This window comes from Arthrobacter sp. B2060 (assembly GCF_059090445.1).
Genome location: NZ_JBNHFR010000006.1, coordinates 171,123 through 196,990, shown reverse-complemented (window position 1 = coordinate 196,990; position 25,868 = coordinate 171,123). Strand labels below are relative to the sequence as shown.

Here is a 25,868-nt window from a genome sequence, read left to right as displayed (position 1 = left end):
ACATGATTGCATTTACTGCGGCGGAAATCGCCGAAATCACCAGCGGCCTGCTCGTTGCCGATCCCGAGCTCACTCCCACCTCGGTGGTCACCGACTCCCGCGAGGCCACCAGCGGCTCCCTCTACGTGGCAAAGCCGGGCGAAAACGCGGACGGGCACGACTTCATGGCAGCTGCCTTTGACCGCGGTGCCGTGCTGGCACTGGCCGAACGCGAAGTCACCGATTCCGCCGGAAAGACCTACCCGGCTGTTGTCGTCAAGGATGCTGTGCTGGCCATGGGGGCACTGGCAGCCGAAGCGGTCCGGCGGATCAGGGCACGCCGCGAGGCGGCAGGCGAACAGCTGACTGTCATCGGCATCACGGGCTCTGCGGGCAAGACCACCACCAAGGACCTCCTGGCCGGCATCCTGTCAACGGAGGCCAACACCGTGGCCCCGCAGGGATCCTACAACGGTGAAGTAGGTGTGCCGCTGACGGTCTTCCAGGCCGGCTTCGACACCCGGTTCCTCGTCATCGAAATGGGCGCCACCGGCATTGGGCACATCAGCTATCTCAGCGAAATGGTCCGCCCGGAAATCGGCGTCGTGCTGGGCGTGGGCACGGCCCATGCCGGCGAATTCGGCGGGGTGGAGAACATCGCGACCGCCAAGGGGGAGCTCGTCGAAGCGCTTCCGACTGCGGGCACGGCTGTCCTGAACCTGGACGACCCCCGGGTGGCAGCCATGGCTGGCCGCACGCAGGCCGCCGTGTTCGGTTTTTCATCCCGGGGCGCCGCTTCAGACGGCCCGGCTGCCAGGGCTTTGAACCTCGACACCAACGCCGAAGGCCATCCGGAATTCGACCTCGGACTGCCGGGGGAGGAGCCCGTCCACATAAGCAGCAGGCTCATCGGTGAGCACCACGTCGCCAACCTGCTCGCCGCGGCGGCCGCAGCGCACGCCGCCGGCGTCCCTGCGGCACGGATCGGCGCATCCCTCAGCTCCCAGTCGGCCGCCAGCCGCTGGCGCATGGAACGTACCGAGCGGGCGGACGGCGTCACCATCATCAACGACGCGTACAACGCGAATCCGGAGTCGATGCGTGCCGCGCTCCGGACGCTGGCCGACCTCGGCCGCGGGCGCCGCACCTGGGCCGTCCTCGGGGCCATGCTGGAACTGGGCGACGACTCCATCCGGGAGCACACCGCCGTTGGCACCCAGGTGGTGCGCCTGAACATCTCACGCCTGCTGGTGGTGGGGCGGGAGGCGCGTGCGCTGTACGTCTCGGCCATCCAGGAAGGCTCTTGGGGCGAGGAATGCATCTTTGCCGAAACCGCAGACGAGGCCTACGACGTGCTCGAAGCCCAGCTGGAACCCGGCGACCTGGTGCTGTTCAAGTCCTCGAATTCGGTTGGACTGCGCCATCTGGGCGATCGGATAGCATTACCCCGACAATCCCGAGCAAGTGCCAATGAAGGGAGCGAGCTGCTGTGATTGCACTATTGATCGGCGCTGGCCTTGCCCTGTTGATGGCATTGGTCGGCACCCCGCTGTTCATACGTCTACTGGTCCGAAAGAGCTATGGCCAGTTCATCCGGGACGACGGACCGACGTCGCACCACACCAAGCGCGGCACCCCCACCATGGGCGGAACCGTGGTGGTCACGGCTGTCCTCATCAGCTACGGACTGACGCACCTCATCATGTGGATGATGAACCCTCGATCGGCCGGACCATCGGCCTCGGCGCTGCTCCTGCTGTTCCTGATGGTGGGCATGGGCCTCGTGGGTTTCCTGGATGACTTCATCAAGATTTCACGGCAGCGCAGCCTTGGCCTGAACGCCAAGGCCAAGCTGATCCTGCAGGGCGCGGTGGGCATTATCTTCGCCGTCCTGGCGCTCTACTTCCCCGACCCGGACGGGCTTACGCCGGCGTCCACCAAGATTTCCCTGGTTCGCGACATTCCCTGGCTGGACCTGGCCTTCGGCGGCACAGTCCTCGGTGCGATTCTCTTCGTCGTCTGGTCAAACCTGATCGTCACGGCAGCAACCAACGGCGTCAATCTCACTGACGGCCTGGACGGACTCGCAGCAGGGGCCTCGGTCATGGTGTTCGGCGCCTATACGCTGATGGGCATCTGGCAGAGCAACCAGGCCTGCGGTTCGCCCCGCCAGGCCGGAAGCGGCTGCTACTCCGTGCGGGACCCCCTTGACCTTGCGCTCCTGGCCGCCATCATGAGCGCGGCGCTGGTGGGCTTCCTGTGGTGGAACACGTCACCCGCCAAGATCTTCATGGGCGACACCGGGTCGCTTGCAATCGGCGGCGCCATCGCCGGCTTCGCCATCCTGTCACGCACCGAACTGCTGCTGGCCTTCATTGGCGGACTGTTCGTGCTCATCACCCTGTCGGTCATAATCCAGGTGGGCTATTTCAAGGTCACCAAGGGCAAGCGCTTCTTCAAGATGGCGCCGCTCCAGCACCACTTCGAACTCAAGGGCTGGGCCGAAGTCACCGTCGTTGTCCGTTTCTGGATCCTGGGAGGCCTGTTCGTCGCTGCGGGTCTAGGCATCTTCTACGCAGAATGGGTGGTCCTGCTGTGAGCATCGAAACCGGAACGGCCAGGCTGAAAGACCTCGTCAGCTGGGACTCCGACTGGGCAGGGCTGCGCGTGGTAGTCACCGGCATCGGCGTTTCAGGCTTCGCCGCGGCGGACACCCTCATCGAACTGGGTGCCCGTGTAGTGGTGGTGGACGGCTCGACGTCGGAAACGGCCGAGGCCAAAGCGGACACGCTGAGGATCGTGGGCGCAGCAGACGTCCTGCTCGGTGATGACGCCGTAAGAACGGTGCCGAAAATCGACGGCATGAAGCCGGACCTGATCGTCACATCGCCGGGCTGGCGGCCGGACCAGGCACTGCTCGCCGCCGCCTCACGCGCCCATATCCCGGTGTGGGGCGACGTGGAGCTCGCCTGGCGGCTGCGCGTCCGGGAAGGCCGCAAGACGGCGGACTGGCTGACCATCACCGGAACCAACGGAAAGACGACGACGGTCGGCCTGACCGAGTCCATGCTGAAGGCGGCCGGGCTGAAAGCCATTGCCGTGGGCAACGTGGGCACGCCTATTCTGGACGCCCTCCGGGATCCCGTCGAGTACGACGTGTTCGCGGTGGAGCTGTCCAGCTTCCAGCTGCACTGGTGCGAGTCCGTTTCCGCTGTGGCGAGCGTCTGCCTCAACGTCGCCGAGGACCACGTGGACTGGCACGGATCGTACACGGACTACCTGGCTGACAAGGCCAAGATCTACGAACACACGCAGAAGGCCTGCATCTACAACGCCGAGCAGATCGAAACCGAGCGCATGGTGGAGGATGCCGACGTCGTAGAGGGCTGCCGGGCCATCGGGTTCACCACTGTGACCCCCGCCATCAGCATGCTGGGCGTCGTCGAGGGCCTGCTGGTGGACCGCGCCTTTATCGCGGAACGGAAGGACAGCGCCGCGGAACTCGCATCCATGGCTGATCTTGGCCCTGTGGCCCCGCGCCACATGGTTGCCAATGCCCTGGCCGCCGCCGCGCTGGTGAGGGCATACGGGCTCAGCCCGGAAGACGTGCGCCTCGGGTTGAGGGCCTACATCCCTGGAAGCCACCGCATCCAGCCCGTGGCCAAGCAGAACGGCGTGCTCTGGATCAACGACTCGAAGGCCACCAATCCGCACGCCGCTGCCGCGTCGCTCTCCGCTTTCGAGTCTGTCGTCTGGATCGCCGGAGGCCTCTCCAAGGGCGTCAGCTATGACGAAATCGTCAGCGCGCACGCAGCCCGGCTCAAGGCTGTGGTACTCATCGGCAAGGACACTGCGTCCCTGGAAGAGTCGTTGCGGCGACACGCTTCGGATGTACCGGTCATCCGGCCGGCCACGGGCGACACTGAAAATGTGCAGTCTGCCGGAACCGGTCACGACGCCGCGTCGTCCCCATCCGAGTCCGGCGAGGCTGTAATGGCACAGGCCGTCGCTTCAGCGGCACAGGTCGCCACCTCCGGTGACACTGTGCTCATGGCCCCGGCGGCTGCGTCCATGGATCAGTTCTCTTCCTACGCTCACCGTGGCGACGCCTTCATCGAAGCAGTCCGCGAGCTCGTGGAAGGGCAGGCTCAGACCGGCAAGGAGTAAGAATGGTCAGCACGCCCACACGTCCCGCGGCGGCACGGCCGCGGACGGCGGAGACCATCCGCGGGGCTGCCTCTGGGCGCCCCCGTAACTCATCCTCCCGTAACGCGCCGTCCGGTAAAGCGCCCTCCGGCAGCCCCTCCTCCGGCGGCAGCTCTGCGCCGCGAACGCCGTTGCCGGCCAAACTGCGGCGGGGATACCGGCGCTTCTGGTCTGCCTTGGAAGGAAGCGGCAAATCCCGCAACGGCTCCACGTACTACCTCATTCTCGGAACCACCCTTGCCCTGACGGCCATCGGCATCATGATGGTGCTCTCCGCGTCCAGCGTGGAGGCCATTGCGGCGGGGGAGTCGCCGTACTCGGCCGCCCTCAAGCAGGGGCTTTTCGCCGGCATCGGCGTCTTCCTGATGTTCATGCTGTCGCGGATCAATGTGGTCTGGCTGAAGCGGCTTGCGTGGGCGGGCATCATCGTCGCCTATGCCCTGCTGGGGCTGGTGCTGGTGATCGGCACGAGCGTGAACGGCAACAAGAACTGGATCGAAGTCGGCGGGTTCTTCACGCTTCAGCCGTCGGAGGCTGCCAAGCTCGCCCTGGCCCTCTGGATGGCCACGGTCCTCGCGAAGAAGTCGAAGCTGATTCACCGCTGGCAACACGCAGTCATTCCTGTCGTGCCGGTGGCTCTCGGTATTATCGGGCTCGTCCTCGCAGGAAACGACCTGGGCACCGGCATGATCATCATGATGGTCATGGCCGCCGCGCTGTTTTTCGCCGGTGTACGCCTCTACCTCTTTGGCTTCGCTGCCGTAGGTGGCGTCATCGCCACGGCAGTCATGGCCATGACGAGTTCCAACCGCATGTGCCGCATCACCTCGTGGTGGACGGGGCAGAGCTGCGGGGACGGCACCGACGCCAATTACCAGTCAACTAACGGCCTCTACGGGTTGGCTTCCGGCGGCTGGTTCGGCGTCGGGCTTGGTCAGAGCCGGCAAAAATACAGCTGGATACCGGAAGCCCACAATGACTTCATTTTCGCCATCATCGGCGAGGAACTCGGGCTGGTGGGCACCGTCGTCGTACTGCTCCTGTTTGCCATCCTTGGTGCGGCAATCTACAGAGTGGTCGTTGCCCAGGAGGACCTGTTCCACCGGGTCCTTGCCGGCACCATCATGGTGTGGCTTCTGGGCCAGGCCACGGTCAACATGGCCGTGGTCACGGGGCTGGTCCCGGTCATCGGCGTCCCGTTGCCCTTCATTTCCTATGGCGGGTCCGCCTTGCTCATGTCACTCTGCGCAATCGGCGTAGTGTTGTCCTTGGCCCGGGTCCAGATGGCACCCAACCTCCGGCCCCGGAAACTGCTGCCTTCGCCCTGGAAGCCCGGCCGCAAGAAATCCCGTACGAAAGCGTAAACAGCACCTTGATGAAAACCGACTCATTGTCCGTGGTCCTCGCCGGCGGTGGAACGGCGGGCCATATCAATCCGCTGCTGGCCATTGCCTCCGCCATCCGCGAGACCCGCCCCGATGCGAGGCTCCTCGCGGTCGGAACGTCCACCGGCATGGAGACGAGGCTGGTTCCGGCCGCCGGGCTCGAGCTGGCCACCATTGACCGCGTCCCGTTCCCGCGGCGGCCCTCCGCGGATCTGCTTCGGCTGCCTCGCCGGCTGGCGGGCGCTGTAAAGCAGGCCGGGCGCATCCTGGACGACGCCGGGGCCGACGTGCTGGTGGGAGTGGGCGGCTACGTGTGCACACCCATGTACCTGGCGGCCTGGCGGCGGAAAATCCCCATCGTCATCCACGAAGCCAATGCCCGTCCCGGCCTCGCGAACAGGGTTGGTGCCCTCTTCAGCAGGCACGTTGCGGTGGCATTCGCCGGCACCCCACTGCGGCACGCCCGCCATGTAGGCATGCCCATGCGCCGGGAAATCTCTGCCATGGTCAGATCCACGGCCCGGGAAAGTGCCCTCACGGCGCTGGGGCTCCGGCCCGAAAAGCCGGTACTTATCGTGACGGGCGGATCCTCCGGCGCCCAGAGCATCAACCGAACGGTGGCGGCGTCCCTCGATGCGCTGGCAGAAGCCGGAATCCAGACCCTCCACATCACGGGGCGGGGCAAAACGGTGGAGGACAGCGACGGGAACGTCCTGCAGGGCGAAGGCTACCGGCAGCTCGAATATGTCGACGGCATGGAATCGGTGTACGCCGCCGCGGACCTTCTGCTTGCCCGTGCCGGTGCGGCCACGGTCAGTGAGGCCGCCGCCGTCGGCGTTCCTGCAGTCTTCGTGCCGCTGCCCATCGGCAACGGCGAGCAAGCCCTCAATGCCGACGGGCTGGTGCGGGCCGGCGGCGCATTGCTGGTGGCGGACCGCGAGTTTACTCCGGAGTGGGTCAGATCGCGGCTCATTCCGCTCCTGACCGACCGGTCCCGGCTCGAAGCCATGGCAGCGAACTCAGAAAACCTTGGCATCAGGGATGCCGACCGGCTCATGGCCGGTCTCGTACTGGAAGCGGTATCCACATGACCAGCAACGGCACACTTCGCCAGGACGCGCTTGGCCGCGTGCACTTCATCGGCATCGGCGGTGTCGGCATGTCCGCCGTCGCCCGGATCATGGTCGCCCGGGGCGTGCCTGTCAGCGGTTCGGATGCCAAGGACCTGCCGGTCATGGCAGACCTCGCCGCAGCCGGAGCCACAGTGGCGGTGGGGTACGACGAGGCGAACCTCAAGGACGCCCAGACAGTGGTGGCGGGCTCCGCAATCCGGGCTGACAACCCCGAACTCGCAGCGGCCAAGGCCGCGGGCCTGCCGGTACTGCACCGATCAGAGGCGCTGGCGGCCACCATGGGTGACGACCTCGTGGTCACCGTGGCCGGCACACACGGCAAGTCGACCACCACGTCGATGATTGCCGTGCTGCTCCAGGGCGCGGGCCTGGACCCGTCATTCGCCATCGGGGCCAACGTTCCGGCGCTCGGTGTCAACGCGGCGAACGGCTCGTCCAAGGTGTTCGTGGCCGAAGCCGACGAGTCCGACGGGTCCTTCCTGAACTACCGCCCGCAGATCGCCGTTGTCACGAACGTCGAGCCGGACCACCTGGACCACTATGGCACTGCCGAGGCGGTGTACGAGTCCTTCGATCTGTTCACTGCGCTGCTGCCGGCGGACGGCGTGCTGGTCGCCTGCGCGGACGACGCCGGAGCGCTGGCTCTGGCCCGGCGCACCACGGAGCGCGGCAACACCCGTGTTGTGTTGTACGGCACCTCCGATGAGGCTGACATCCGGCTGTCCGACGGCGGCCCCGGCAACGTGGCGGTCACGACGGCGGCGGGAAAGTTTCCGTTGTCGCTGCAGGTTCCCGGCCGGCACAATGCGCTCAACGCCGCTGCCGCAATGGCGGTTGCTCTGGAGCTTGGCGTGGAGCCGGAATCTGCGGCGTCGGCGCTGGCAGGTTTCTCAGGCGCATCGCGGCGGTTTGAGTTCAAGGGTGAGGGCAGGGGAGTGCGGGTGTACGACGACTACGCCCACCACCCCACCGAGGTGCGGGCAGCCCTCGCCGCCGCACGCTCGGTGGCAGGGGACCACAAGGTCCATGTCCTGTTCCAGCCCCACCTTTTTTCCCGGACCCGTGAATTTGCCGAGGAATTTGCCGAGGCACTCAACGCGGCTGACACGGCCCTGGTGCTGGACATCTATCCGGCGAGGGAGGACCCCATCGCCGGAGTGACGAGCGCGCTCATCACCCGGCACCTGGGGGAGGGCGGCCGCTTGGTCGCAGGAGGGCAGGCAGCCGTGGATGCCATGTCCGCTGTGGCGCAGCCTGGCGACATCATCCTGACGGCCGGCGCCGGAGACGTGACCGCATACGGCCCCCTCATCGTGGAGTCGCTCGGTGGCTAGTACCCGCCGCCCCACCTACCGGCCCGTAGGGTCCGGAAAGCCAGCCGGGTCAGGAAAGCCAGCCGGGTCCGGAAAGCCAGCCGGGTCCGCAGACCGGGCCAAGACGCCGGACACCCATAAGGACGCGCAGCCGCGAGTGATCACCGCCTCCAAGAGCGCACCAGCCCCCGCCCCGGAGCCTAGGAAACCCGCTCCGCAGCCCGGGAAACCCGGCAAGGGGTCCCGGAAAGGCGCCCCGGAGCCCGGGAAAGCAACCGGGCAGGACCGGACGCCGAATAACGCAGCGGAGCAGCAGAGCCGGATCCAGGCCGTTCTGGCTACCGCTCAGCGCCCGTGGCGCAAAGGCGCGGAACAGAAGGCATCGCCCCGCAGCGCCAGTACAGGACGGAGTGCCAGCCAGGACGGGGCAGGCCAGAACAGCGCAGACCAGGACAACGTCCTCGCCTTTCCAGAGCCCAAAGGCAGGCGGCTCAGGCGCAATGCCATTATGGCGGCATGCGTTGTGGCCGCACTTGTGGCCGGCTTGATCCTGGCCGCCGTCTACTCGCCTGTGCTGGCCGTCAAAACGGTGACGGTGAGCGGTACCAAGCTGCTTAAGCCTGCGCAGGTCCAGGCCGCCCTCAAGCCGCTTGAAGGCACGCCGCTGCCACAGGTGAACGACGGGGAGGTCGAAAGGCTGCTCAAGCCCCTCGTCCAGATCAAGTCGGTGACCACCCAGGCCCGTCCGCCCTCCGAGCTGGTGGTCCAGGTCTACGAGCGTGTTCCGGTGGCACTCGTCAAGCGCGGGGCCGAGTACATGCTGGTGGACGTGGAGGGGGTGCGCCTGACCGCCACGGCAGATCCCGCAAACGTGAAGCTGCCGGTCATCGACGGCGGCGCCGGTGCGATCGGCAAAGACCTCTTCCAAGCCACCACAGCCGTGCTGGGCGCCCTGCCGGCCAGCGTTCTGGCCAAGCTCTCCAACGCTTCAGCTAAATCGGTGGATGCGGTTGAACTGAAGCTGGTGGACGGCCAGACGATCATCTGGGGCAACGAGGGGGAGCGGGAGTTGAAGGCACGGGTGCTGGAGGCGCTGCTGAAGGTTCCCGCGGACCCGGCCAACCCCGTGAAGGTCTACGACGTCAGTGTGCCCCGGCACCCCGTGACGCGCTGATTCCGTGACAGGCTGACACGCCGTATTTCGCCGTGATTAGTCCGACACGCGGGCTCGGTTATTGAATGTACGAAGCATAGGAAATAGCGTCACAGACATGAGTTACTTGACATAACTATAACCTTCAACTCGAAGGTTAAGGTTCAGCGCTTCAAGCTCGACTCCATCAGATTTCGCAACAGGACACGAACAAGGGACACGTAACGTGGCAGCTCCGCAGAATTACTTGGCCGTCATCAAGGTCGTCGGCATCGGCGGCGGTGGCGTGAACGCAGTCAACCGCATGATCGAGGTGGGTCTCCGCGGTGTCGAATTCATCGCGATCAACACCGATGCCCAGGCGCTGCTGATGAGCGATGCCGACGTCAAGCTTGACGTCGGACGCGAACTGACACGCGGGCTTGGTGCCGGAGCCAATCCGGAGGTCGGCAAGCAGGCTGCCGAGGACCATGCTGACGAGATCGAGGAAGTGCTCCGCGGGGCAGACATGGTCTTCGTTACTGCCGGGGAGGGCGGTGGCACGGGCACTGGCGGAGCGCCGGTGGTGGCACGCATTGCGCGTTCCCTCGGGGCCCTGACCATTGGTGTGGTGACACGTCCGTTTACGTTCGAGGGACGCCGCCGTGCAGGCTCCGCGGAGGCCGGAATCGACGCCCTTCGGGACGAAGTGGACACGCTGATCGTGATCCCCAACGACCGCCTGCTGTCCATCAGCGACCGCAACGTCTCGGTCCTGGACGCGTTCCGTTCCGCCGACCAGGTCCTGCTGTCCGGTGTCCAGGGCATCACGGACCTGATTACCACCCCCGGCCTGATCAACCTCGACTTCGCCGACGTCAAGTCCGTCATGCAGGGCGCCGGATCGGCCCTCATGGGCATCGGGTCCGCCCGCGGTGAGGACAGGGCGGTCAAAGCGGCCGAACTCGCCATCGCATCGCCGCTGCTTGAGGCTTCCATCGACGGTGCGCACGGCGTGCTGCTCTCGATCCAGGGCGGATCCGACCTTGGCCTGTTCGAGATCAACGAGGCCGCCCGCCTGGTCCAGGAAGTGGCACACCCCGAAGCCAACATCATCTTCGGTGCCGTGATCGACGACGCCCTCGGGGATGAGGCCCGCGTAACGGTGATCGCTGCCGGCTTCGACGACGTCAAGGCCACATCTCCGTCCATGGACCAGTCGCAGCCGCAGGCCGCCGCGCAGCGTCCGGCGGTTCCGGCGTCTGCGCCGTCGAGCCCGGCGCCGTCGAACAGCCAGCCGCAGGTCCACGTCCAGCCGGTGCACGCCGGAGTCGGGGCCGCCGGACTGGGCAGCTGGGGCCAGCAGCGCCAGTCAGCGGTCCCCGCAGACTCGGGGTTCGACGTCGACCTCCCGTCGGTCGTAGAGCCGGACCTCTCCGGCGGCCGCTCCGATGACCTGGACGTTCCGGACTTCCTGAAGTAGGCGTCCTTCCTGCAGCAGGTGGACGCTGGGCGGCACTGCCGTCCGGTGCCCCTTGCTGAAGCTCTCTTGATTGTTGGTGTTTTTGATTGTTGTCGGTGTTCTGATTGTTTCTGTGGCGTGCTGAAGTCCTGCCCGGGGTGTCCGTGGCGTTCACCGACACGGGGGCGGGAAATCTAGCCCTGCACGTCGGCGATGACGCCTCGTCCGTAATGCGGAGACGCGATGATCTGGACGCTGCTGCCGGCATTGCGCCCCGCCGGTTCCAGTACATGAACCAGGTTCATGGCAATGAAGTGGCCGTGGTGGACTCGGCGGCTGTTGCCCCCACGGCGGATGCGATGGTGTCCCGCACGCTGCCGTTGGCGGTGATGGTTGCCGACTGCATTCCGATGGTGCTGGTGGGTGAATCAGGCGCTGGCGGGCCGGTGCTTGGCGTGGTGCACGCCGGCCGCCCGGGCCTGGCCTCAGGGGTGATCCCCGCGGCGGTGGAACAGATGCAGGCAACGGGCGCGCGGGATGTTCGCGCCTGGCTGGGGCCGTCAATCTGCGGTCAGTGCTATGAAGTTCCGGACGGGCTGCGGGATGACGTTGCCGCCTTCGTGCCGTCCGCCTGGTCCACCACCAGCTGGGGAACCGCCGCGCTTGATCTGCCGCGCGGTGCGGCGAGCCAACTCGAATCCCTGGGCGTCCCGGTCGAATACCGGGGACCCTGCACGCTGGAGACGGAAGAGCTCTACTCGTATCGGCGGGACCGTCAATCTGGACGGTTCGCGGGCCTTGTGTGGTCCCATGAGTGAGGCTACGCCGGAAACCGACGCCCGGACGCGTGAGCTGAAGCAGCGGCTGCATGCCGTACAGCGCCGGATTGCAGACGCCGCCTCGGCCGCCGGCCGGACCGACGACCCGCCGCGGCTTATCGTCGTGTCCAAGTACCATCCCGCCGACGATGTCCGCCGGCTGGCCTCATTGGGGATCACGGAATTCGGGGAGAACAGGGACCAGGAGGCCTCCCAGAAGGCGGCGTCCCTGAGCGGGCTGGATGTGCGGTGGCACTTCGTGGGCCAACTCCAAAGCAAGAAGGCCAAGAGCGTGGTCCGTTATGCTCACGCCGTGCACTCGGTGGACCGTCCGCAACTCGTGGAGTCACTCGCCAAGGCGATGGCCGCAGAGCAGGAAAAGTCAGGACGGGACAACCTGGACTGTTTTATCCAGGTCAGCCTGGACGACGACGAAGCCGCGCACCGCGGCGGGGCCGCGCCTGCTGATGTTCCGCTCCTGGCTGAGCGGCTGGAAGAAGCCTCAGGCCTTCGGCTGGCCGGTGTTATGGCGGTGGCCCCGCTGGGGGCCGACCCCGACCGCGCCTTCGCAAAACTTGCTGACATTTCGGCCCGGCTCAGGGGCGGCCACCCCGGCGCCGTGGCCGTTTCCGCAGGCATGAGCCAGGACCTGGAAGCAGCCATCCGTTTCGGCGCGACACACCTCAGAATCGGTTCGGATATTCTCGGATCGCGCCCGGCGGTGCGATAGCGTCTGAGTATTGGAAGTGAATGGCGGGGATTCCAATGCTGTCAGTCTTTATTTGGGCGGCCCGCTTACGGACACGATTAGGAGTCGACCATGGCCGGCGCTCTGCGCAAGACAATGATCTATCTTGGGCTCGCCGATGGCGAAGAGCACTACGAGTCTGAGCTTTCCACCCAGCAAAAGGATGAGGACCAAATGGAGCCTGACCGCGAGGAGCGCCGTGCCCCGGCGCCTGTCCGCGAGGTCGTCCGTGAAGCGCCACCCGCCGCCGAAGAGGAATACCGCGCACCCGTGACACCTATTAAACGTGCGGCTTCGAGCCGCGAAGAGACCACCGGACTGCGGCAGATCACCACGATCCACCCGCGCTCCTACAACGACGCCAAGCTCATCGGTGAAAGCTTCAGGGACGGCATCCCCGTCATCATGAACGTCACGGACATGGGCGAGGCGGACGCCAAGCGGCTCGTGGACTTCTCCGCGGGACTGGTCTTTGGCCTCCGCGGCAGCATTGAGCGTGTCACCAACAAGGTCTTCCTGCTCTCGCCGTCGTACATTGAAGTCATCGGTGATGACAAGAAGGCCAGCGAGACCACCGCCAGCTTCTTCAACCAGAGCTAACCAAGGCCCGTCGGTTGCCAGGCAGGGACACCTGCCTGGCAATCCGTGTTGAAATAGTAATTGTGCTGAAATACTGGTGCAGCATTGAAGTCAGACTGACAGGACGCCACGGCATCCGGAATGAACATGGAGATATGGGTTAGCTCATGGGACTAGTATTCGGGCTCGTCTATATCGTCCTGCTGTTCGTGTTCGTCGCCCTGATCGTGCGTCTCGTGTTTGACTGGGTCCAGATGTTTGCCCGTGAATGGCGCCCCCGGGGCATGGCGCTTGTGGCGGCCCATGCGGTGTACTCGGTCACGGACCCGCCGCTGAAAGTTCTCCGCCGCATCATCCCGCCGCTGCGGCTTGGTGGCGTCTCGCTCGACCTTGGCTTCCTGGTGTTGTTCATCGCCCTCAGCATCGCGATGGCCATAGCCAGGTCCTTCGCATAGTTTCACAGCAGCTTTGCAGCGCGGTGGCCGTCCCTGACCGGGTGGCTGATCGCGCGGAAATCTCCGGTTTGACACAACGTGTTGAATTAGAGGAACCAGACCATATTTAGGTACCGTAGTTTTGAACGGCCGGAAGGCCTACTGACTAACTAGACCAACGAGGTGACCAGATGGCTTTGACGCCAGAAGACGTTGTCAACAAGCGCTTTCAGCCGACCAAGTTCCGCGAAGGCTACGACCAGGATGAAGTTGATGACTTCCTGGACGAGATCGTCGTTGAACTGCGCCGCCTGAACCAGGAAAACGACGAACTTCGCAAGAAGCTCGCCGAAGGTGGCAGCGGAACCGCCGCGGCGGCTACAACAGTGGCACCGGTCGTTGAGAAGGTTCCCGCTCCCGCCAAGGCAGACAAGGACGAATCGCGCGCGAAGGCAGAAGCCGAAGCAAAGGCCGCCGAGCTTGCCAAGAAGAAGGAAGCGGAGCAGGCAGCTGCTGTTGCAACCCAGGCTCCCGCTGCCGCCGGTGGCAACGTTTCCGACTCCGCCGCCGGCCTGCTTGCCATGGCGCAGCAGATGCACGACCGTCACATCGCCGATGGCCAGGAACAGCGCGACAAGATCATTGCCGAAGCGCAGATCGAAGCCAGCAGCCTCGTCAACGACGCCCAGGAGAAGTCCCGGAAGATCCTTGGCGCCCTGGAGCAGCAGCGCTCCGTCCTCGAACGCAAGGTGGAGCAGCTCCGCGGCTTCGAGCGGGACTACCGCTCACGCCTGAAGGCCTACATCGAAGGCCAGCTGCGCGACCTGGACGCCCGCGGCTCCGTCGCAGCACCCGAGGTCGGCGAAAGCAACGCCGCCGTTTAGCACGTATTCTGAAAGCCGGTGGCTGAGGGTTCCTCGGCCACCGGCTTTTGTGATTAACAAGTACGCTTCCCGAATGAAAGCACCATGACTGACGAACTCGCCGCCGACGCAGCCCATCCAGCCTCCCCGCGCCCGCGGCCCCGTCGGGCAGTGCTCCTCGCCCTGTTTGCGGGGCTGGCTGTCTTCGCGTACGTGTTCGATCAGCTCACCAAGCTGTGGGTGACGAGCACGATGGTGGAAGGCGAACGGATCCCCGTGCTGCCGCCGCTGCTGCACTGGTACTACATCCGTAATTCCGGCGCGGCATTTTCCATCGGGGAGAACGTGACGTGGGTTTTCACCATCATCATGGTTGCTGTCTCCGTCGCCATCGTCTTCCAGCTGCGCAGGCTTGGTTCCGCGTGGTGGGCAGTGGCACTGGGCCTCCTGCTCGGCGGGGCCCTTGGCAACCTGACCGACCGGCTGTTCCGCGAGCCCTCCTTCGCCATGGGCCACGTCATCGACTTCATCCAGCTGCCCAATTTCGCGATCTTCAATATCGCGGACTCGGCCGTTGTGTCCTCGGTGGTCATTATCTGCCTGCTGACGCTGCGCGGCATCGCCCTGGACGGCTCGCGTCACACGGGAGCCAAGCGTGACGGAGGCAAGGATGTCTGAACGCGTGGTCGTGCCGGAGGAACTCGACGGCAGCCGGGTTGATGCCGGGCTGGCCAAGCTGATGGGCGTGTCCCGGTCGCAGGCGGCCACCCTCATCGCCGACGGCAACGTCCTCAGCGGCGGCAAAAAGGTGGGTAAATCCGCCAAGCTCGCGTCGGGCACAGTGCTCCACGTGACGGTCCCGGAGCGGCGGGACCCCCTGGAAATTGTGGAGGAAGTTGTGGAAGGCCTGAAGATACTCCTGGACGACGACGATTTTGTGGTCGTCGATAAGCCGGTAGGAGTGGCCGCCCATCCGTCTCCGGGCTGGGTGGGTCCCACCGTCGTCGGAGGGCTGGCCGGCGCCGGATACCGCGTGTCAACGTCAGGATTCGCTGAGCGGGCAGGCATCGTCCACCGTCTCGACGTCGGCACATCCGGAGTCATGGTGGTGGCCAAAACAGAGCCGGCCTACACCGCGCTGAAGCGTGCCTTCAAGGAACGCACCGTGGACAAGGTCTATCACGCCGTGGTCCAGGGCCTCCCGGACCCCCTGCAGGGGACCATCGAGGCGCCAATCGGCCGCCACCCGGACCACGACTGGCGCTTCGCCGTCATCGAAGACGGCCGGCCGTCAGTGACCCACTATGAGGTCCTCGAGGCCTACGGAAAGGCCACCCTGGTGGAGGTGCACCTGGAAACGGGCAGGACGCACCAGATCCGGGTCCACTTCGCGGCGCTGCGCCACCCCTGTGCCGGTGACCTCACGTACGGCGCCGACCCGCGTCTCGCCGCAACCCTTGGCCTGACCCGGCAGTGGCTACACGCCCGGCAGCTCGGCTTCGACCACCCGAGGACGGGGGAACGCGTGACCGTCACCAGTGAATACCCGGAAGATCTGGCCTACGCGCTGCAGGTCCTGGAATCCGGCCGGGCCTGAACCCGCTTCGGGAGGGTGCCCGTCCGCCGGCAGGTCAGCGCTGGTTGTCACGGGGAGACCACTAGAATGGTTCGGTGACTTCCAGCAATGACTCGTTCGTCCACCTCCACACCCACACCGAGTACTCCATGCTGGACGGTGCCGCCCGGCTCGGTGAGCTGTTCGACGAAACCGAGCGGCTCGGGATGCCCGCCCTCGCCACCACAGACCACGGCTACCTTTTCGGCGCCTTCGACTTCTGGAAAAAGGCCACGGACAAGGGCATCAAGCCCATCATCGGTGTGGAAGCCTATGTGACGCCCGGTACCGCCCGCGGCGACAAAAGCCGCGTGCGCTGGGGCGATGAAAGCCAGCGCAAGGACGACATCTCCGGCGGTGGTTCCTACACCCACATGACGCTCCTGAGTTACAACAACGTGGGCATGCGCAACCTGTTCCGCGCCTCGTCGATCGCCTCACTGGACTCGGTCTTCGGCAAATGGCCCCGGCTGGACCGCGAGCTGCTGAACACCTACTCCGAAGGGCTCATCGCGACGACGGGTTGCCCGTCCGGTGAAATCCAGACCAGGCTGCGGCTCGGCCAGTACCGTGAGGCACTGGAAGCGGCAGCTGAGTTCCGCGACATCTTTGGCGCCGAGAATTACTTCTGCGAACTCATGGACCACGGCCTCGACATCGAGCGGCGCGTCACGGGCGACCTGCTGCGCCTTGCCAAGGAGCTCAATCTCCCGCTCGTGGCCACCAACGACCTGCACTACACACACGAGCACGACGCCAAGGCACACGAGGCGCTGCTGGCCATCCAGTCCGGATCCACCCTGCTTGAGCCCACGTACGACAACGGCGGCTCCCGCTTCGCCTTCTCCGGCAGCGGCTACTACCTGAAGTCACCCCAGGAAATGCGTGACCTGTTCCGCGACCACCCCGAGGCGTGCGACAACACGCTCCTGATCGCCGAGCGCTGCGAGGTTTCATTCAACACCGGTGCCAACTACATGCCCCGGTTCCCCTGCCCGGAGGGCGAGGACGAAACGTCCTGGCTGGTTAAGGAAGTCGACAAGGGACTCCACTACCGCTACCCCCAGGGCATCCCGGACAAGGTCCGCAAGCAGGCGGACTATGAGCTGGAAGTCATCACCTCCATGGGCTTCCCGGGCTACTTCCTCGTGGTGGCCGACTTCATCAACTGGGCCAAGAACAACGGCATCCGCGTCGGTCCGGGCCGCGGCTCGGGTGCCGGTTCCATGGTGGCCTACGCCATGCGCATCACCGACCTCGATCCGCTGCACCACGGCCTGATCTTCGAGCGCTTCCTCAACCCGGACCGCGTCTCCATGCCTGACTTCGACGTTGACTTCGATGACCGGCGCCGCTCCGAGGTGATCGACTATGTGACGCGCAAATACGGCGACGAACGTGTGGCGATGATTGTCACCTATGGCACCATCAAGACCAAGCAGGCGCTCAAGGACTCCTCCCGCGTGCTGGGCTACCCGTTCAGCATGGGCGAGCAGCTGACCAAGGCGCTGCCGCCGGCTGTCATGGCCAAGGACATTCCGCTGGCCGACATCCAGAACCCGGAGGCCAAGCGCTACAGCGAAGCCGCTGACTTCCGCCAGCTGATCAGCAGCGACCCCGAGGCTGCCAAGGTTTTCGAGACGGCTCTGGGCATCGAAGGCCTGAAACGGCAATGGGGCGTGCACGCGGCGGGCGTGATCATGTCCTCGGACCCGATCATCGACGTGATCCCAATCATGCGCCGTTTCCAGGACGGGCAGGTCATCACGCAGTTCGACTACCCGACGTCCGAAGGCCTCGGCCTGATCAAGATGGACTTCCTCGGGCTGCGGAACCTGACGATCATTTCCGACGCCCTGGAAAACATCAAGATGAACCGCGGCATCGAACTCGACCTCGAAACCCTGGCCCTTGACGACACCGCGTCCTACGAGCTGCTGGCCCGGGGCGACACCCTCGGCGTTTTCCAGCTCGACGGCGGCCCCATGCGCTCCCTGCTCAAGCTCATGAAGCCTGACAACTTCGAAGACATCTCCGCCGTGCTCGCCCTCTACCGGCCAGGTCCCATGGGCGCCAACGCCCACACCGACTACGCGCTGCGCAAGAACAAGATCCAGGAAGTCGTCCCGATCCACCCGGAACTGGCCGAACCGCTCGCGGAGATCCTTGGCACCACCTACGGCCTGATCGTGTACCAGGAGCAGGTTATGGCCGTGGCGCAGAAGCTCGCCGGCTACTCCCTGGGCCAGGCAGACATCCTGCGCCGCGCCATGGGCAAGAAGAAGAAATCCGAGCTGGACAAGCAGTTCGCGGGCTTCTCCCAGGGCATGCAGGATAACGGCTACTCGATGGAGGCCGTCAAGACGCTCTGGGACATCCTGCTGCCGTTCTCCGATTACGCCTTCAACAAGGCCCACTCGGCCGCGTACGGCGTGATTTCCTACTGGACCGCTTACCTGAAAGCGCACTACGCACCGGAGTACATGGCGGCATTGCTGACCTCGGTTGGAGACGACAAGGACAAATCGGCGATCTACCTGAACGAATGCCGGCGCATGGGCATCACAGTGCTCCCGCCCGACGTCAACGAGTCAGCGCTCAACTTCACCCCGGTGGGCAACGATATCCGCTTCGGGATGGGCGCCATCCGCAACGTCGGCGTCAACGCCGTCGAGGCCATGGTGGCCGCACGCGAGAAAGAGGGCGCGTACACGTCCTTCAAGGATTACCTCATGAAGGTTCCCGCTGTCGTGTGCAACAAGCGCACCGTGGAATCCCTGATCAAGGCGGGTGCGTTCGACTCGCTCGGCCACCACCGCCGCGCGCTGGCGATGATCCACGAAGAGGCGATCGACTCGGTCATCACCCTCAAACGAAACGAGGCGATCGGCCAGTTCGATCTTTTTGCCGGCTTCGATGAGGCTGAGTCCGAGGCGTCCCTGAGCATCGAGATTCCTGACCTTCCCGAATGGGAGAAGAAGGACAAACTCTCGTTCGAGCGCGAAATGCTCGGACTGTACGTCTCGGACCACCCGCTGCAGGGCCTTGAGGGGCTCCTGAGCCAGCACGCGGACCAGTCCATCACCTCGATCATCGCCGAGGACGGCCCGCACGACGGCGCAATCGTCACCATTTCCGGCATGATCACCTCGCTCAGCCGCAGGATCGCCAAGGCCAGCGGCAACGCCTATGCCCGGGCGGAGATCGAGGACCTTGGCGGTTCCATGGAAGTGATGTTCTTCGGACAGGTGTATGGCCCCATCGCCTCGGTTCTGGCCGAGGACCTCATCGTGGTGGTCAAGGGCCGCCTGCAGCGGCGCGACGACGGTGCCGTCACCCTGAACTGCATGGAGCTCTCCGTCCCGGACCTTAGCGAGGGCACGAATGGCCCCATCGTGATTACGATGCCCACACACAAGGCCACGGAGGCCGTGGTCACGGAGCTTGGGGATGTGCTGCGCAACCACCGCGGCAACTCGGAGGTGCGGATCAACCTGCAGGGCGACACCCGCGTGGAGGTCATGGGGTTGCCCGTGCATCTCAGGGTCAATCCGAACCCGTCCCTCTTCGGCGACCTCAAAGTGCTGCTGGGGCCTGCCTGCCTGGACGTCTAAATTTCATAGTCGAGCGGTACGGGCTGGCCGTAGGCGCCGGAGTGGTAAAGCAGGGGTGCGCCGTCGTCGCCCACCTGGCCTTCCACCACTTCGACCACCACCACTGCGTTGTTTTCGAAGGAGAGCCGCATCTGGATCTGCCCGATCAGCCAGCCGGCAACGTCCTTGAGAATGGGGACCTCATGGGGGCCGAGAGCCCAGTGGTCACCGGCAAAGCGCTCCTTGGTGCGCGCAAACCGGTCAGCCAGTTCCTGGTTCTCCAGCCCCAGCATGTGCACGCCGATGTATTTCGTGTTGGCCACTGCCGGCCAGGAACTTGAGCTGCGCGCCATGTTGAACGTAAAGCGGGGTGGCTTGGCTGAGAGCGATGCTACAGATGTTGCGGTGAAGCCGTAGGGGACCCCGTTGTAGTTCACCGTGATGATGGCAACTCCGGCCGCATGGCGGCGGAACATCTCCTTGAACGTACCTTCGAAGGCCGCGTCATCTGAGGCCACTGTGATCGAACTCCCTGCTGGGCTGGTGCTTGATGGGTCCTACTACAAGAGTATTGGGCTTCCGCTGTGCTGTGTGAGTCCAGGGCGGCAACAGGGCCATGTGCCGTATAGCCGGGGAACGTTTGTTAGCGTTTCTTCATGACCCAACCAGCAGCCGCACCCTCTTTCCGCCGCCATGACGGGGTGGACGCCTCCCGGGCACGCAGTTCCCGGCGCCGGCAGCGGAGCCCCCGCAGCTGGCCTTGGCTGGCCGGGATTGTGGGGTCGGGGGTGCCGGCCGGCGTCCTGTGGTGGCTGCTTGCACCCGGCGGCCTGAATCTCGTGACGGGCGACGCCGCCCTGGCGTCGGGGACGAACACCGAGGTCTGGCTTCCGCGGGATCTTGTTCTGGCGGGGCTTTTCCTGGTTGCGGGCTGTCTCGTGGCGGTGCTGCTGGCGGGCCGGAAGGACGGGGGATCCGACCGCATGCTGGCGCTTACCGTGGCGGCAAGCGGCGCGGCGGCCGTCCTCGCGTGGCAGACCGGGCTCCTGGCGGGCCTCTGGCTTGGCGGACCCCAAGACACGTCCGCCAGTGTGAGCGTCGCTTTTTCGCTGCGGTCCTACCCGGTGCTGCTCCTGTGGCCGGCAGCTGCTGCGGGCGGCTACTTCGCCATCAGCCTGCTCGAATTACTGCACCGGCCCAGGGAAAGGCGCGCGGACACCGGCCATGGTGTGTGAGCGCGTCCGCTGGTGAGGTCCGCGGGCGCGTAAAATGGACCGGTGACCACATCTCCGGACAGCTCCGTACGCCCGAATTCCGCCGCCGCCGTCGTCTTCCGCACTGTAGACTTGCGGGGCCGCCGCCTGACCTTGGCCGAGCTACGCAGCGCCGTACCGCGTGCCCGGCATGAGACGGTGGCCGACGCGGAGCAGAAAGTCACGGACATCATTTCCGCTGTCCGGCAGCGGGGTTACGCGGCGCTTACTGAATTTGCGAGCCGCTTTGACGGCGTGGAGCAGGCCCATCCGCGGGTTCCCGCCGAGGCGCTGCAGTCCGCGCTGAGCGGCCTGGACCCGGCAGTCCGCTCGGCCTTGGAGGAATCGATCAGCCGCGCCCGGCGTTTTGCCGACGGCCAGCGTCCGGGCGATGTCGACATCGCCCTCGGTGATGGCGCCGTCGTGAGCCAGAAGTGGGTGCCGGTGGCGCGGGTCGGGCTTTACGTTCCCGGCGGTCTCGCCGTCTACCCGTCGTCGGTCATCATGAACGTGGTTCCTGCGCTGGCGGCCGGCGTGCAGTCCATCGCCTTGGCTTCACCGCCGCAGAAGGACTTTGCCGGTCTCCCGCACCCCACCATCCTGGCGGCTGCGGCACTTCTTGGCATCGACGAGGTCTACGCGATCGGCGGAGCGCAGGCCATCGCGGCGTTTGCCTACGGAGTGCCCGGCACAGGGGGAGAAGAGGCGCTGGAGCCGGTGGACGTTGTCACCGGGCCGGGGAACATTTTCGTGGCTACCGCCAAGCGCCTCGTCAAGGGGGTCGTGGGGATCGATTCCGAGGCGGGTACCACCGAGATCGCCATATTGGCGGACGCCACAGCGCGCCCGGCCTTCGTGGCGGCGGACCTGATCAGCCAGGCGGAGCACGATCCGAAGGCGGCCTCGGTGCTGATCACCGATTCGGAGGAGCTCGCTGCCAACGTTCGCGAGGAGCTCGAGCTCCAGGCCTCGGCGACCAAACACAGCGGGCGGGTGCGTGAGGCACTCTCTGGACCGCAGTCCGGCGTCGTGCTGGTGGACGACCTTGAGCAGGGCATTGCCGCCTGCGACGCCTACGCGGCCGAACACCTCGAGATCATGACGGCGGACGCTGCCGCCGTGGCGGCACGGATCAGGAATGCCGGGGCCATCTTTGTGGGGGACTACAGCCCCGTGAGCCTTGGCGACTACTGCGCGGGATCAAACCACGTGCTGCCCACCAGCGGAACGGCTGCATTTTCATCGGGTTTGAATGTGACGACTTTCCTGCGCGCGATCCAGGTCATCAACTACACGGAATCGGCCCTGGAACAGGTCAGCGGGCACATCGTCAGCCTCGCCGGGGCAGAAGACCTGCCCGCCCACGGCGATGCCGTGACGGCCCGCTTCAGGGCAGAAGGCTAGCCACTACATGTAGTAATTACAGGCTTGTTATTCGCCTACATCTAGTCGTAAACTGGTTTTGGAACGAGGCTAGGGGAAGGAACGAACGTGTACTGTCCGTTTTGCCGCAACCCTGACTCGCGTGTGGTGGACAGCCGCATAGCTGACGACGGTTCAGCGATCCGGCGCCGCCGGCAATGCCCGGAATGCGGCCGCCGGTTCACAACAGTCGAAACCACCAGCCTTTCGGTGATCAAGCGTTCCGGCGTGGGCGAGCCCTTCAGCCGCAGCAAGGTCATCAACGGTGTCCGCAAGGCATGCCAGGGCCGGCCCGTCAGCGAGGATGACCTGGCCATGCTGGCGCAGGAAGTCGAGGAGAACATCAGGGCCTCCGGTGCGGCCGAAATCGACGCCCACGAGGTTGGCCTCATAATCCTGGGGCCGCTGCAGAAACTGGACAAGGTTGCCTACCTTCGCTTCGCCAGTGTGTACCAGGCCTTTGAATCGCTCGAAGATTTCGAATCCGCCATCGCGCTGCTGCGCCACGAGGGCGAGGTCGAAGCCAAGCGGCCTGAAGGCAAGAGCTCTGAGAAGAGCCAGCTCTAAGCTCCGGTGGCGGCAGCGGAGGGGAAGCCACAGCCGCCACCGGCTCCAGTGAATACGGAAGGCGGCAGACATGGTGTCTGCCGCCTTCTGCGTTCAGTGCCTGCGGTATGCCACCGCAGGCACTGACTACTTCGCGAGCTCGTGCTTCACCGCAATTTCCAATGCCGCTCCCACAATACCGGCTTCATTTTTCAGCTCGGCGGGGACGATGGGGGTGCGCAGCCGCAGGTGCGGCAGGTACTCGCTGGCGCGCTTGGAGATGCCGCCGCCGACGATGAAGAGTTCGGGGGAGAACAGGAACTCGACGTGGGAGAAGTAGCGCTGCAGCAGCACGCTGTACTCCTCCCAGCTGAGCCCGTCCCGCTCCCGGGCAACAGCAGAGGCCTTGCTCTCGGCGTCGTAGCCGTCAATTTCCAGGTGGCCGAGTTCGGCGTTGGGAACGAGGTTGCCGTTGAAGATGAAAGCCGAGCCGATGCCGGTGCCGAGCGTGATCACGAGGACGGTGCCGTTGATTCCCTCGCCGGCGCCGTAGCGGGCCTCGGCGAGACCGGCCGCGTCGGCGTCGTTGATGACCTCCACTGGGCGTCCCAGCCGCGCGGTCAGCAGCGCATCGATGTCCGTGTTGATCCAGCTCTTGTCCACGTTGGCTGCGGAGTGGACCACGCCGTGCTGGATGATGCCGGGGAAGGTCACGCCGATCGGGCTGTCCGCCTCAGGGGCGTCCGGACGCGCCGCCAGCTCCTCCACGACCTTGGCTACCACCTCCACGACAGCCGCAGGCGTGGCGGGCTGGGGCGTCGGCAGGCGGAAACGATCGCCGATCAGTTTGCCCTTCTTCAGGTCGACGATGCCGCCCTTGATGCCGGTGCCGCCGATGTCGATGCCGATCAGCGGAGCGTTCTTGCGGGTCTTTTCGTCCTTCTTGGCCAATGCGATTCCGTTCGTGGCAGGGTTATGGGCTCGGGCAGGGCAAGGGTCTCTTGCCAGGAGAGTCAAGGGCAGGTAAACGGCCCGTGTCAGGGAAGGGTGAGGATCTCGGCACCTGATTCGGTGACGAGAAGCGTATGTTCGAACTGTGCGGTGCGCTTGCGGTCCCGCGTCACTACGGTCCAGTCGTCGGCCCACATGTCCCATTCGATGGTGCCCAGGGTCAGCATGGGCTCGATGGTAAAGACCATGCCTGCCTCGATGACCGTGTTGTAGGCAGGCGCGGCGTCGTAATGCGGGATGATCAGGCCAGTGTGGAAGGCCTCGCCAACTCCGTGGCCGGTGAAATCGCGGACAACGCCGTAGCCGAAGCGCTTTGCATAGGATTCGATGGCGCGGCCGATCACGTTGATCTGGCGTCCCGGTGCGACCGCCTTGATGGCGCGGTTCAGGGCTTCCTGGGTCCGCTCCACCAGCAGGCGCGACTCTTCGTCCACGTCTCCGACGAGGAAGGTGTAGTTCGTATCGCCGTGCACTCCGCCGATGTAGGCCGTGATGTCGATGTTGAGGATGTCGCCGTCCTGGACCACGGTGCTGTCAGGAATCCCGTGGCAGATCACTTCATTCAGCGAGGAGCACAGCGACTTGGGGAAGCCGCGGTAGCCCAAGGTGGAGGGGTACGCCTTGTGGTCCAGCAGGAATTCGTGGCCGATGCGGTCCAGTTCGTCGGTGGTGACCCCCGGGACGATGTGCTTTCCCACCTCGACGATGGCCTGCGCCGCAATCTTTCCGGCGGTCCGGATCTTCTCTATGGTTTCGGCCGACTTCACCTCGGAGCCGGTGAACTTGGCAGGACCGGCCTTGCCGACGTACTCGGGCCGCGGGATGGACGAGGGGACCTGCCGCTGCGCGCTCACTGATCCCGGGGTCAGCGTGCCGGTGGGTGCGGTCGAGGCTAAGGAAGGCATAGATTGATCATATAAGGCAGGGCAGATTGGCATGTAAATTAATGCGGCCGACAGGCCACGATGCGGTTTACGTTACGTGCATCACGCCCATGCCGGCCTTGCCGTCAACCGGAAACGAGGAACATCGATGCCCGAGTACTGGTACAACGTGAAGACCCATGAGGTGGAAGAGGACGCGTTGTCGGACTGGACCCAGCTCATCGGCCCCTACAAGACAAGGGAAGAGGCCGAGCTCGCGATGGAGAAGGTCCACGCCCGCAACGAGGCCTGGGAAAGGGACGACGAGGACTGATCCGTACCGGGGCGTCCAGCTAGAACGGGCCGGCTAGAACGAGTGTTCCGGTCCGGGGAACTGGCCTGACCGGACCTCCTCGCCGTATGCCTTGGCGGCATCGCTGAGGGTGGAGCGCAGGTCGGCGTACTGCTTGACGAACTTGGCCATTTTGCCTCCGCGCAGCCCGGCCATGTCCTGCCAGACGAGGACCTGGCCGGTGGTCACGTTTCCTGCCCCGATGCCGATCGTTGGCACCGTAACCGCCGAATCGACCGCTGCCGCCGTTTCGGCTGGCACCATTTCCATGAGCACGCTGAACGCGCCGGCGTCCGCCAACGCGACGGCGTCATCGATGAGCCGCTGGGCATCGTCCCCGCGGCCCTGAACACGGTAACCGCCCAGCGAGTGCTCGCTCTGTGGCGTGAAGCCGATGTGCGCCATCACTGGTATGCCCGCCTGGACCATGGCCCGGACGGTTTCCGCGTAGAACGCGCCGCCTTCGATTTTGACAGCGTGGGCGAGCCCTTCCTTCAGGAAGCGGACGCCTGTGGCGACTGCCTGCTGCGGGGACACCTCATAACTGCCGAACGGCAGGTCTGCCACGACCAGGGCCCGCTTTGCGGTACGGGTCACGGCCCGGCACAGGGGCAGCAGTTCATCGACCGTGACCGGGAGACTGGATTCATTGCCGAAGACGTTGTTCGAAGCCGAGTCGCCCACGAGCAGCACCTCAATGCCGGCCTGGTCGAAAATCTCCGCTGTGTACTGGTCGTACGCCGTCAGCATGGCAAAGCGCTCACCATTGGCTTTTGCCTGCTGCAGGTGGTGCGTGCGGACCTTGGCTGCCGGTTTGCGGGGGGCTTCCGACGACGGCGGTCCCCCCGCCGCAGGACCGGTGCCGTAAGGGGCGGGTACTTCTGCGGACGCGCTTGAGTCAGGGCTGCTGGTGGTGGAGGCCATAGGCTAGAGCGTAAACCGAGACCCGCAGTCCTAGCTACCGCGGGCTCTGCAGGGCCGGGTGATTCCGCTCACAGGAAGCCGCTGCGTGTTGCCCCTGGGATCAAATCCGGTGCCCTTGGGATCGAATTCGGCCCGCTTCCGGCTGCGGCACATGTTAACGCTGTGTTTCGCGCCGCACCTGCGCCAGCATCAGGTTGCAATGCTTAGTAAAGTGAGTCGTGAGCTGCCGCCGGCCCC

24 protein-coding genes are annotated in these 25,868 nt (G+C 65.1%); 20 read left to right on the top strand and 4 right to left on the bottom strand.

Annotated elements, in window-relative coordinates; translation table 11 throughout:
* Positions 1-2 precede the first annotated feature (2 nt).
* The 16 genes from AC5RUM_RS12940 to dnaE all read left to right on the top strand — a co-directional run bounded on the left by AC5RUM_RS12940 (position 3) and on the right by dnaE (position 19,281).
* Positions 3-1,472 (top strand): UDP-N-acetylmuramoyl-tripeptide--D-alanyl-D-alanine ligase, encoded by a 1,470-nt coding sequence (locus AC5RUM_RS12940; protein ID WP_494035287.1) that lies wholly within the window; start codon positions 3-5, stop codon positions 1,470-1,472.
* On the top strand, positions 1,469-2,578 hold the full coding sequence (gene mraY, locus AC5RUM_RS12935) for a phospho-N-acetylmuramoyl-pentapeptide-transferase (protein WP_494035286.1): 1,110 nt from the start codon (positions 1,469-1,471) through the stop codon (positions 2,576-2,578). The genes AC5RUM_RS12940 and mraY overlap by 4 nt, the downstream gene beginning before the upstream one ends.
* Positions 2,560-4,146 (top strand): UDP-N-acetylmuramoyl-L-alanine--D-glutamate ligase, encoded by a 1,587-nt coding sequence (gene murD / locus AC5RUM_RS12930; protein WP_494035285.1) that lies wholly within the window; start codon positions 2,560-2,562, stop codon positions 4,144-4,146. The genes mraY and murD overlap by 19 nt, the downstream gene beginning before the upstream one ends.
* Positions 4,147-4,148: 2 nt before the next feature.
* A complete protein-coding gene (gene ftsW / locus AC5RUM_RS12925; RefSeq protein WP_494035284.1) occupies positions 4,149-5,549 on the top strand; it encodes a putative lipid II flippase FtsW in 1,401 nt (466 codons plus the stop codon).
* Between the two features lie 11 nt (positions 5,550-5,560).
* Positions 5,561-6,661: an undecaprenyldiphospho-muramoylpentapeptide beta-N-acetylglucosaminyltransferase gene (murG, locus tag AC5RUM_RS12920; RefSeq protein WP_494035283.1), complete on the top strand. Its 1,101-nt coding sequence runs from the start codon at positions 5,561-5,563 to the stop codon at positions 6,659-6,661.
* Positions 6,658-8,037 carry a UDP-N-acetylmuramate--L-alanine ligase gene (gene murC, locus AC5RUM_RS12915; RefSeq protein ID WP_494035282.1) on the top strand — a complete coding sequence of 460 codons (1,380 nt, stop codon included), beginning with the start codon at positions 6,658-6,660 and terminating at the stop codon, positions 8,035-8,037. Before murG ends, murC begins: the two co-directional genes overlap by 4 nt.
* Positions 8,038-8,524: 487 nt before the next feature.
* Positions 8,525-9,190, top strand: a complete 666-nt coding sequence (locus AC5RUM_RS12910) for a cell division protein FtsQ/DivIB (protein WP_494035281.1) — start codon at positions 8,525-8,527, stop codon at positions 9,188-9,190.
* Positions 9,191-9,395: 205 nt separating this feature from the next.
* Positions 9,396-10,631, top strand: coding sequence for a cell division protein FtsZ (ftsZ, locus tag AC5RUM_RS12905; RefSeq protein WP_494035280.1), 1,236 nt, complete (start codon positions 9,396-9,398; stop codon positions 10,629-10,631).
* Between the two features lie 104 nt (positions 10,632-10,735).
* Positions 10,736-11,428, top strand: coding sequence for a purine nucleoside phosphorylase YfiH/LACC1 family protein (locus tag AC5RUM_RS12900; RefSeq protein ID WP_494035279.1), 693 nt, complete (start codon positions 10,736-10,738; stop codon positions 11,426-11,428).
* Complete coding sequence (locus tag AC5RUM_RS12895) at positions 11,421-12,158, top strand: YggS family pyridoxal phosphate-dependent enzyme (RefSeq protein WP_494035278.1); 738 nt, start codon at positions 11,421-11,423, stop codon at positions 12,156-12,158. Before AC5RUM_RS12900 ends, AC5RUM_RS12895 begins: the two co-directional genes overlap by 8 nt.
* Positions 12,159-12,248: 90 nt before the next feature.
* Complete coding sequence (locus tag AC5RUM_RS12890) at positions 12,249-12,776, top strand: cell division protein SepF (protein WP_205652637.1); 528 nt, start codon at positions 12,249-12,251, stop codon at positions 12,774-12,776.
* 146 nt (positions 12,777-12,922) lie between these two features.
* Entirely contained in the window at positions 12,923-13,210 is a 288-nt protein-coding gene (locus AC5RUM_RS12885; protein ID WP_494035277.1) for a YggT family protein, read from the top strand.
* Positions 13,211-13,380: 170 nt separating this feature from the next.
* On the top strand, positions 13,381-14,073 hold the full coding sequence (locus tag AC5RUM_RS12880; protein WP_494035276.1) for a DivIVA domain-containing protein: 693 nt from the start codon (positions 13,381-13,383) through the stop codon (positions 14,071-14,073).
* Positions 14,074-14,157: 84 nt separating this feature from the next.
* Complete coding sequence (gene lspA, locus AC5RUM_RS12875) at positions 14,158-14,730, top strand: signal peptidase II (protein WP_494035275.1); 573 nt, start codon at positions 14,158-14,160, stop codon at positions 14,728-14,730.
* On the top strand, positions 14,723-15,649 hold the full coding sequence (locus tag AC5RUM_RS12870; protein ID WP_494035274.1) for an RluA family pseudouridine synthase: 927 nt from the start codon (positions 14,723-14,725) through the stop codon (positions 15,647-15,649). Before lspA ends, AC5RUM_RS12870 begins: the two co-directional genes overlap by 8 nt.
* Positions 15,650-15,723: 74 nt before the next feature.
* Positions 15,724-19,281: a DNA polymerase III subunit alpha gene (gene dnaE, locus AC5RUM_RS12865; RefSeq protein ID WP_494035273.1), complete on the top strand. Its 3,558-nt coding sequence runs from the start codon at positions 15,724-15,726 to the stop codon at positions 19,279-19,281.
* On the opposite strand, the gene AC5RUM_RS12860 is transcribed toward dnaE, so the two are convergent.
* Positions 19,278-19,736 (bottom strand): flavin reductase family protein, encoded by a 459-nt coding sequence (locus AC5RUM_RS12860; RefSeq protein WP_494035347.1) that lies wholly within the window; start codon positions 19,734-19,736, stop codon positions 19,278-19,280. The two genes, dnaE and AC5RUM_RS12860, sit on opposite strands and share 4 nt — an antisense overlap.
* 180 nt (positions 19,737-19,916) lie before the next feature.
* Between AC5RUM_RS12860 and AC5RUM_RS12855 the strand changes: the two genes are divergently transcribed.
* From AC5RUM_RS12855 to nrdR, 3 genes are all read left to right on the top strand, one after another.
* Entirely contained in the window at positions 19,917-20,495 is a 579-nt protein-coding gene (locus tag AC5RUM_RS12855; protein WP_494035272.1) for a hypothetical protein, read from the top strand.
* A 42-nt stretch (positions 20,496-20,537) separates the two neighbouring features.
* Positions 20,538-21,917: a histidinol dehydrogenase gene (hisD, locus tag AC5RUM_RS12850; RefSeq protein WP_494035271.1), complete on the top strand. Its 1,380-nt coding sequence runs from the start codon at positions 20,538-20,540 to the stop codon at positions 21,915-21,917.
* A gap of 87 nt (positions 21,918-22,004) precedes the next feature.
* A complete protein-coding gene (gene nrdR / locus AC5RUM_RS12845) occupies positions 22,005-22,502 on the top strand; it encodes a transcriptional regulator NrdR (RefSeq protein WP_494035270.1) in 498 nt (165 codons plus the stop codon).
* Positions 22,503-22,628: 126 nt separating this feature from the next.
* On the opposite strand, the gene ppgK is transcribed toward nrdR, so the two are convergent.
* On the bottom strand, positions 22,629-23,432 hold the full coding sequence (ppgK, locus tag AC5RUM_RS12840) for a polyphosphate--glucose phosphotransferase (RefSeq protein WP_400579601.1): 804 nt from the start codon (positions 23,430-23,432) through the stop codon (positions 22,629-22,631).
* Between the two features lie 86 nt (positions 23,433-23,518).
* Positions 23,519-24,397, bottom strand: coding sequence for a type I methionyl aminopeptidase (gene map, locus AC5RUM_RS12835; protein WP_494035269.1), 879 nt, complete (start codon positions 24,395-24,397; stop codon positions 23,519-23,521).
* A 127-nt stretch (positions 24,398-24,524) separates the two neighbouring features.
* On the opposite strand from map, the gene AC5RUM_RS12830 reads away from it, so the two are divergent.
* Positions 24,525-24,689 (top strand): SPOR domain-containing protein, encoded by a 165-nt coding sequence (locus AC5RUM_RS12830; protein WP_494035268.1) that lies wholly within the window; start codon positions 24,525-24,527, stop codon positions 24,687-24,689.
* Between the two features lie 33 nt (positions 24,690-24,722).
* On the opposite strand, the gene panB is transcribed toward AC5RUM_RS12830, so the two are convergent.
* Positions 24,723-25,631 carry a 3-methyl-2-oxobutanoate hydroxymethyltransferase gene (gene panB / locus AC5RUM_RS12825; protein WP_494035267.1) on the bottom strand — a complete coding sequence of 303 codons (909 nt, stop codon included), beginning with the start codon at positions 25,629-25,631 and terminating at the stop codon, positions 24,723-24,725.
* Positions 25,632-25,868 lie beyond the last annotated feature (237 nt).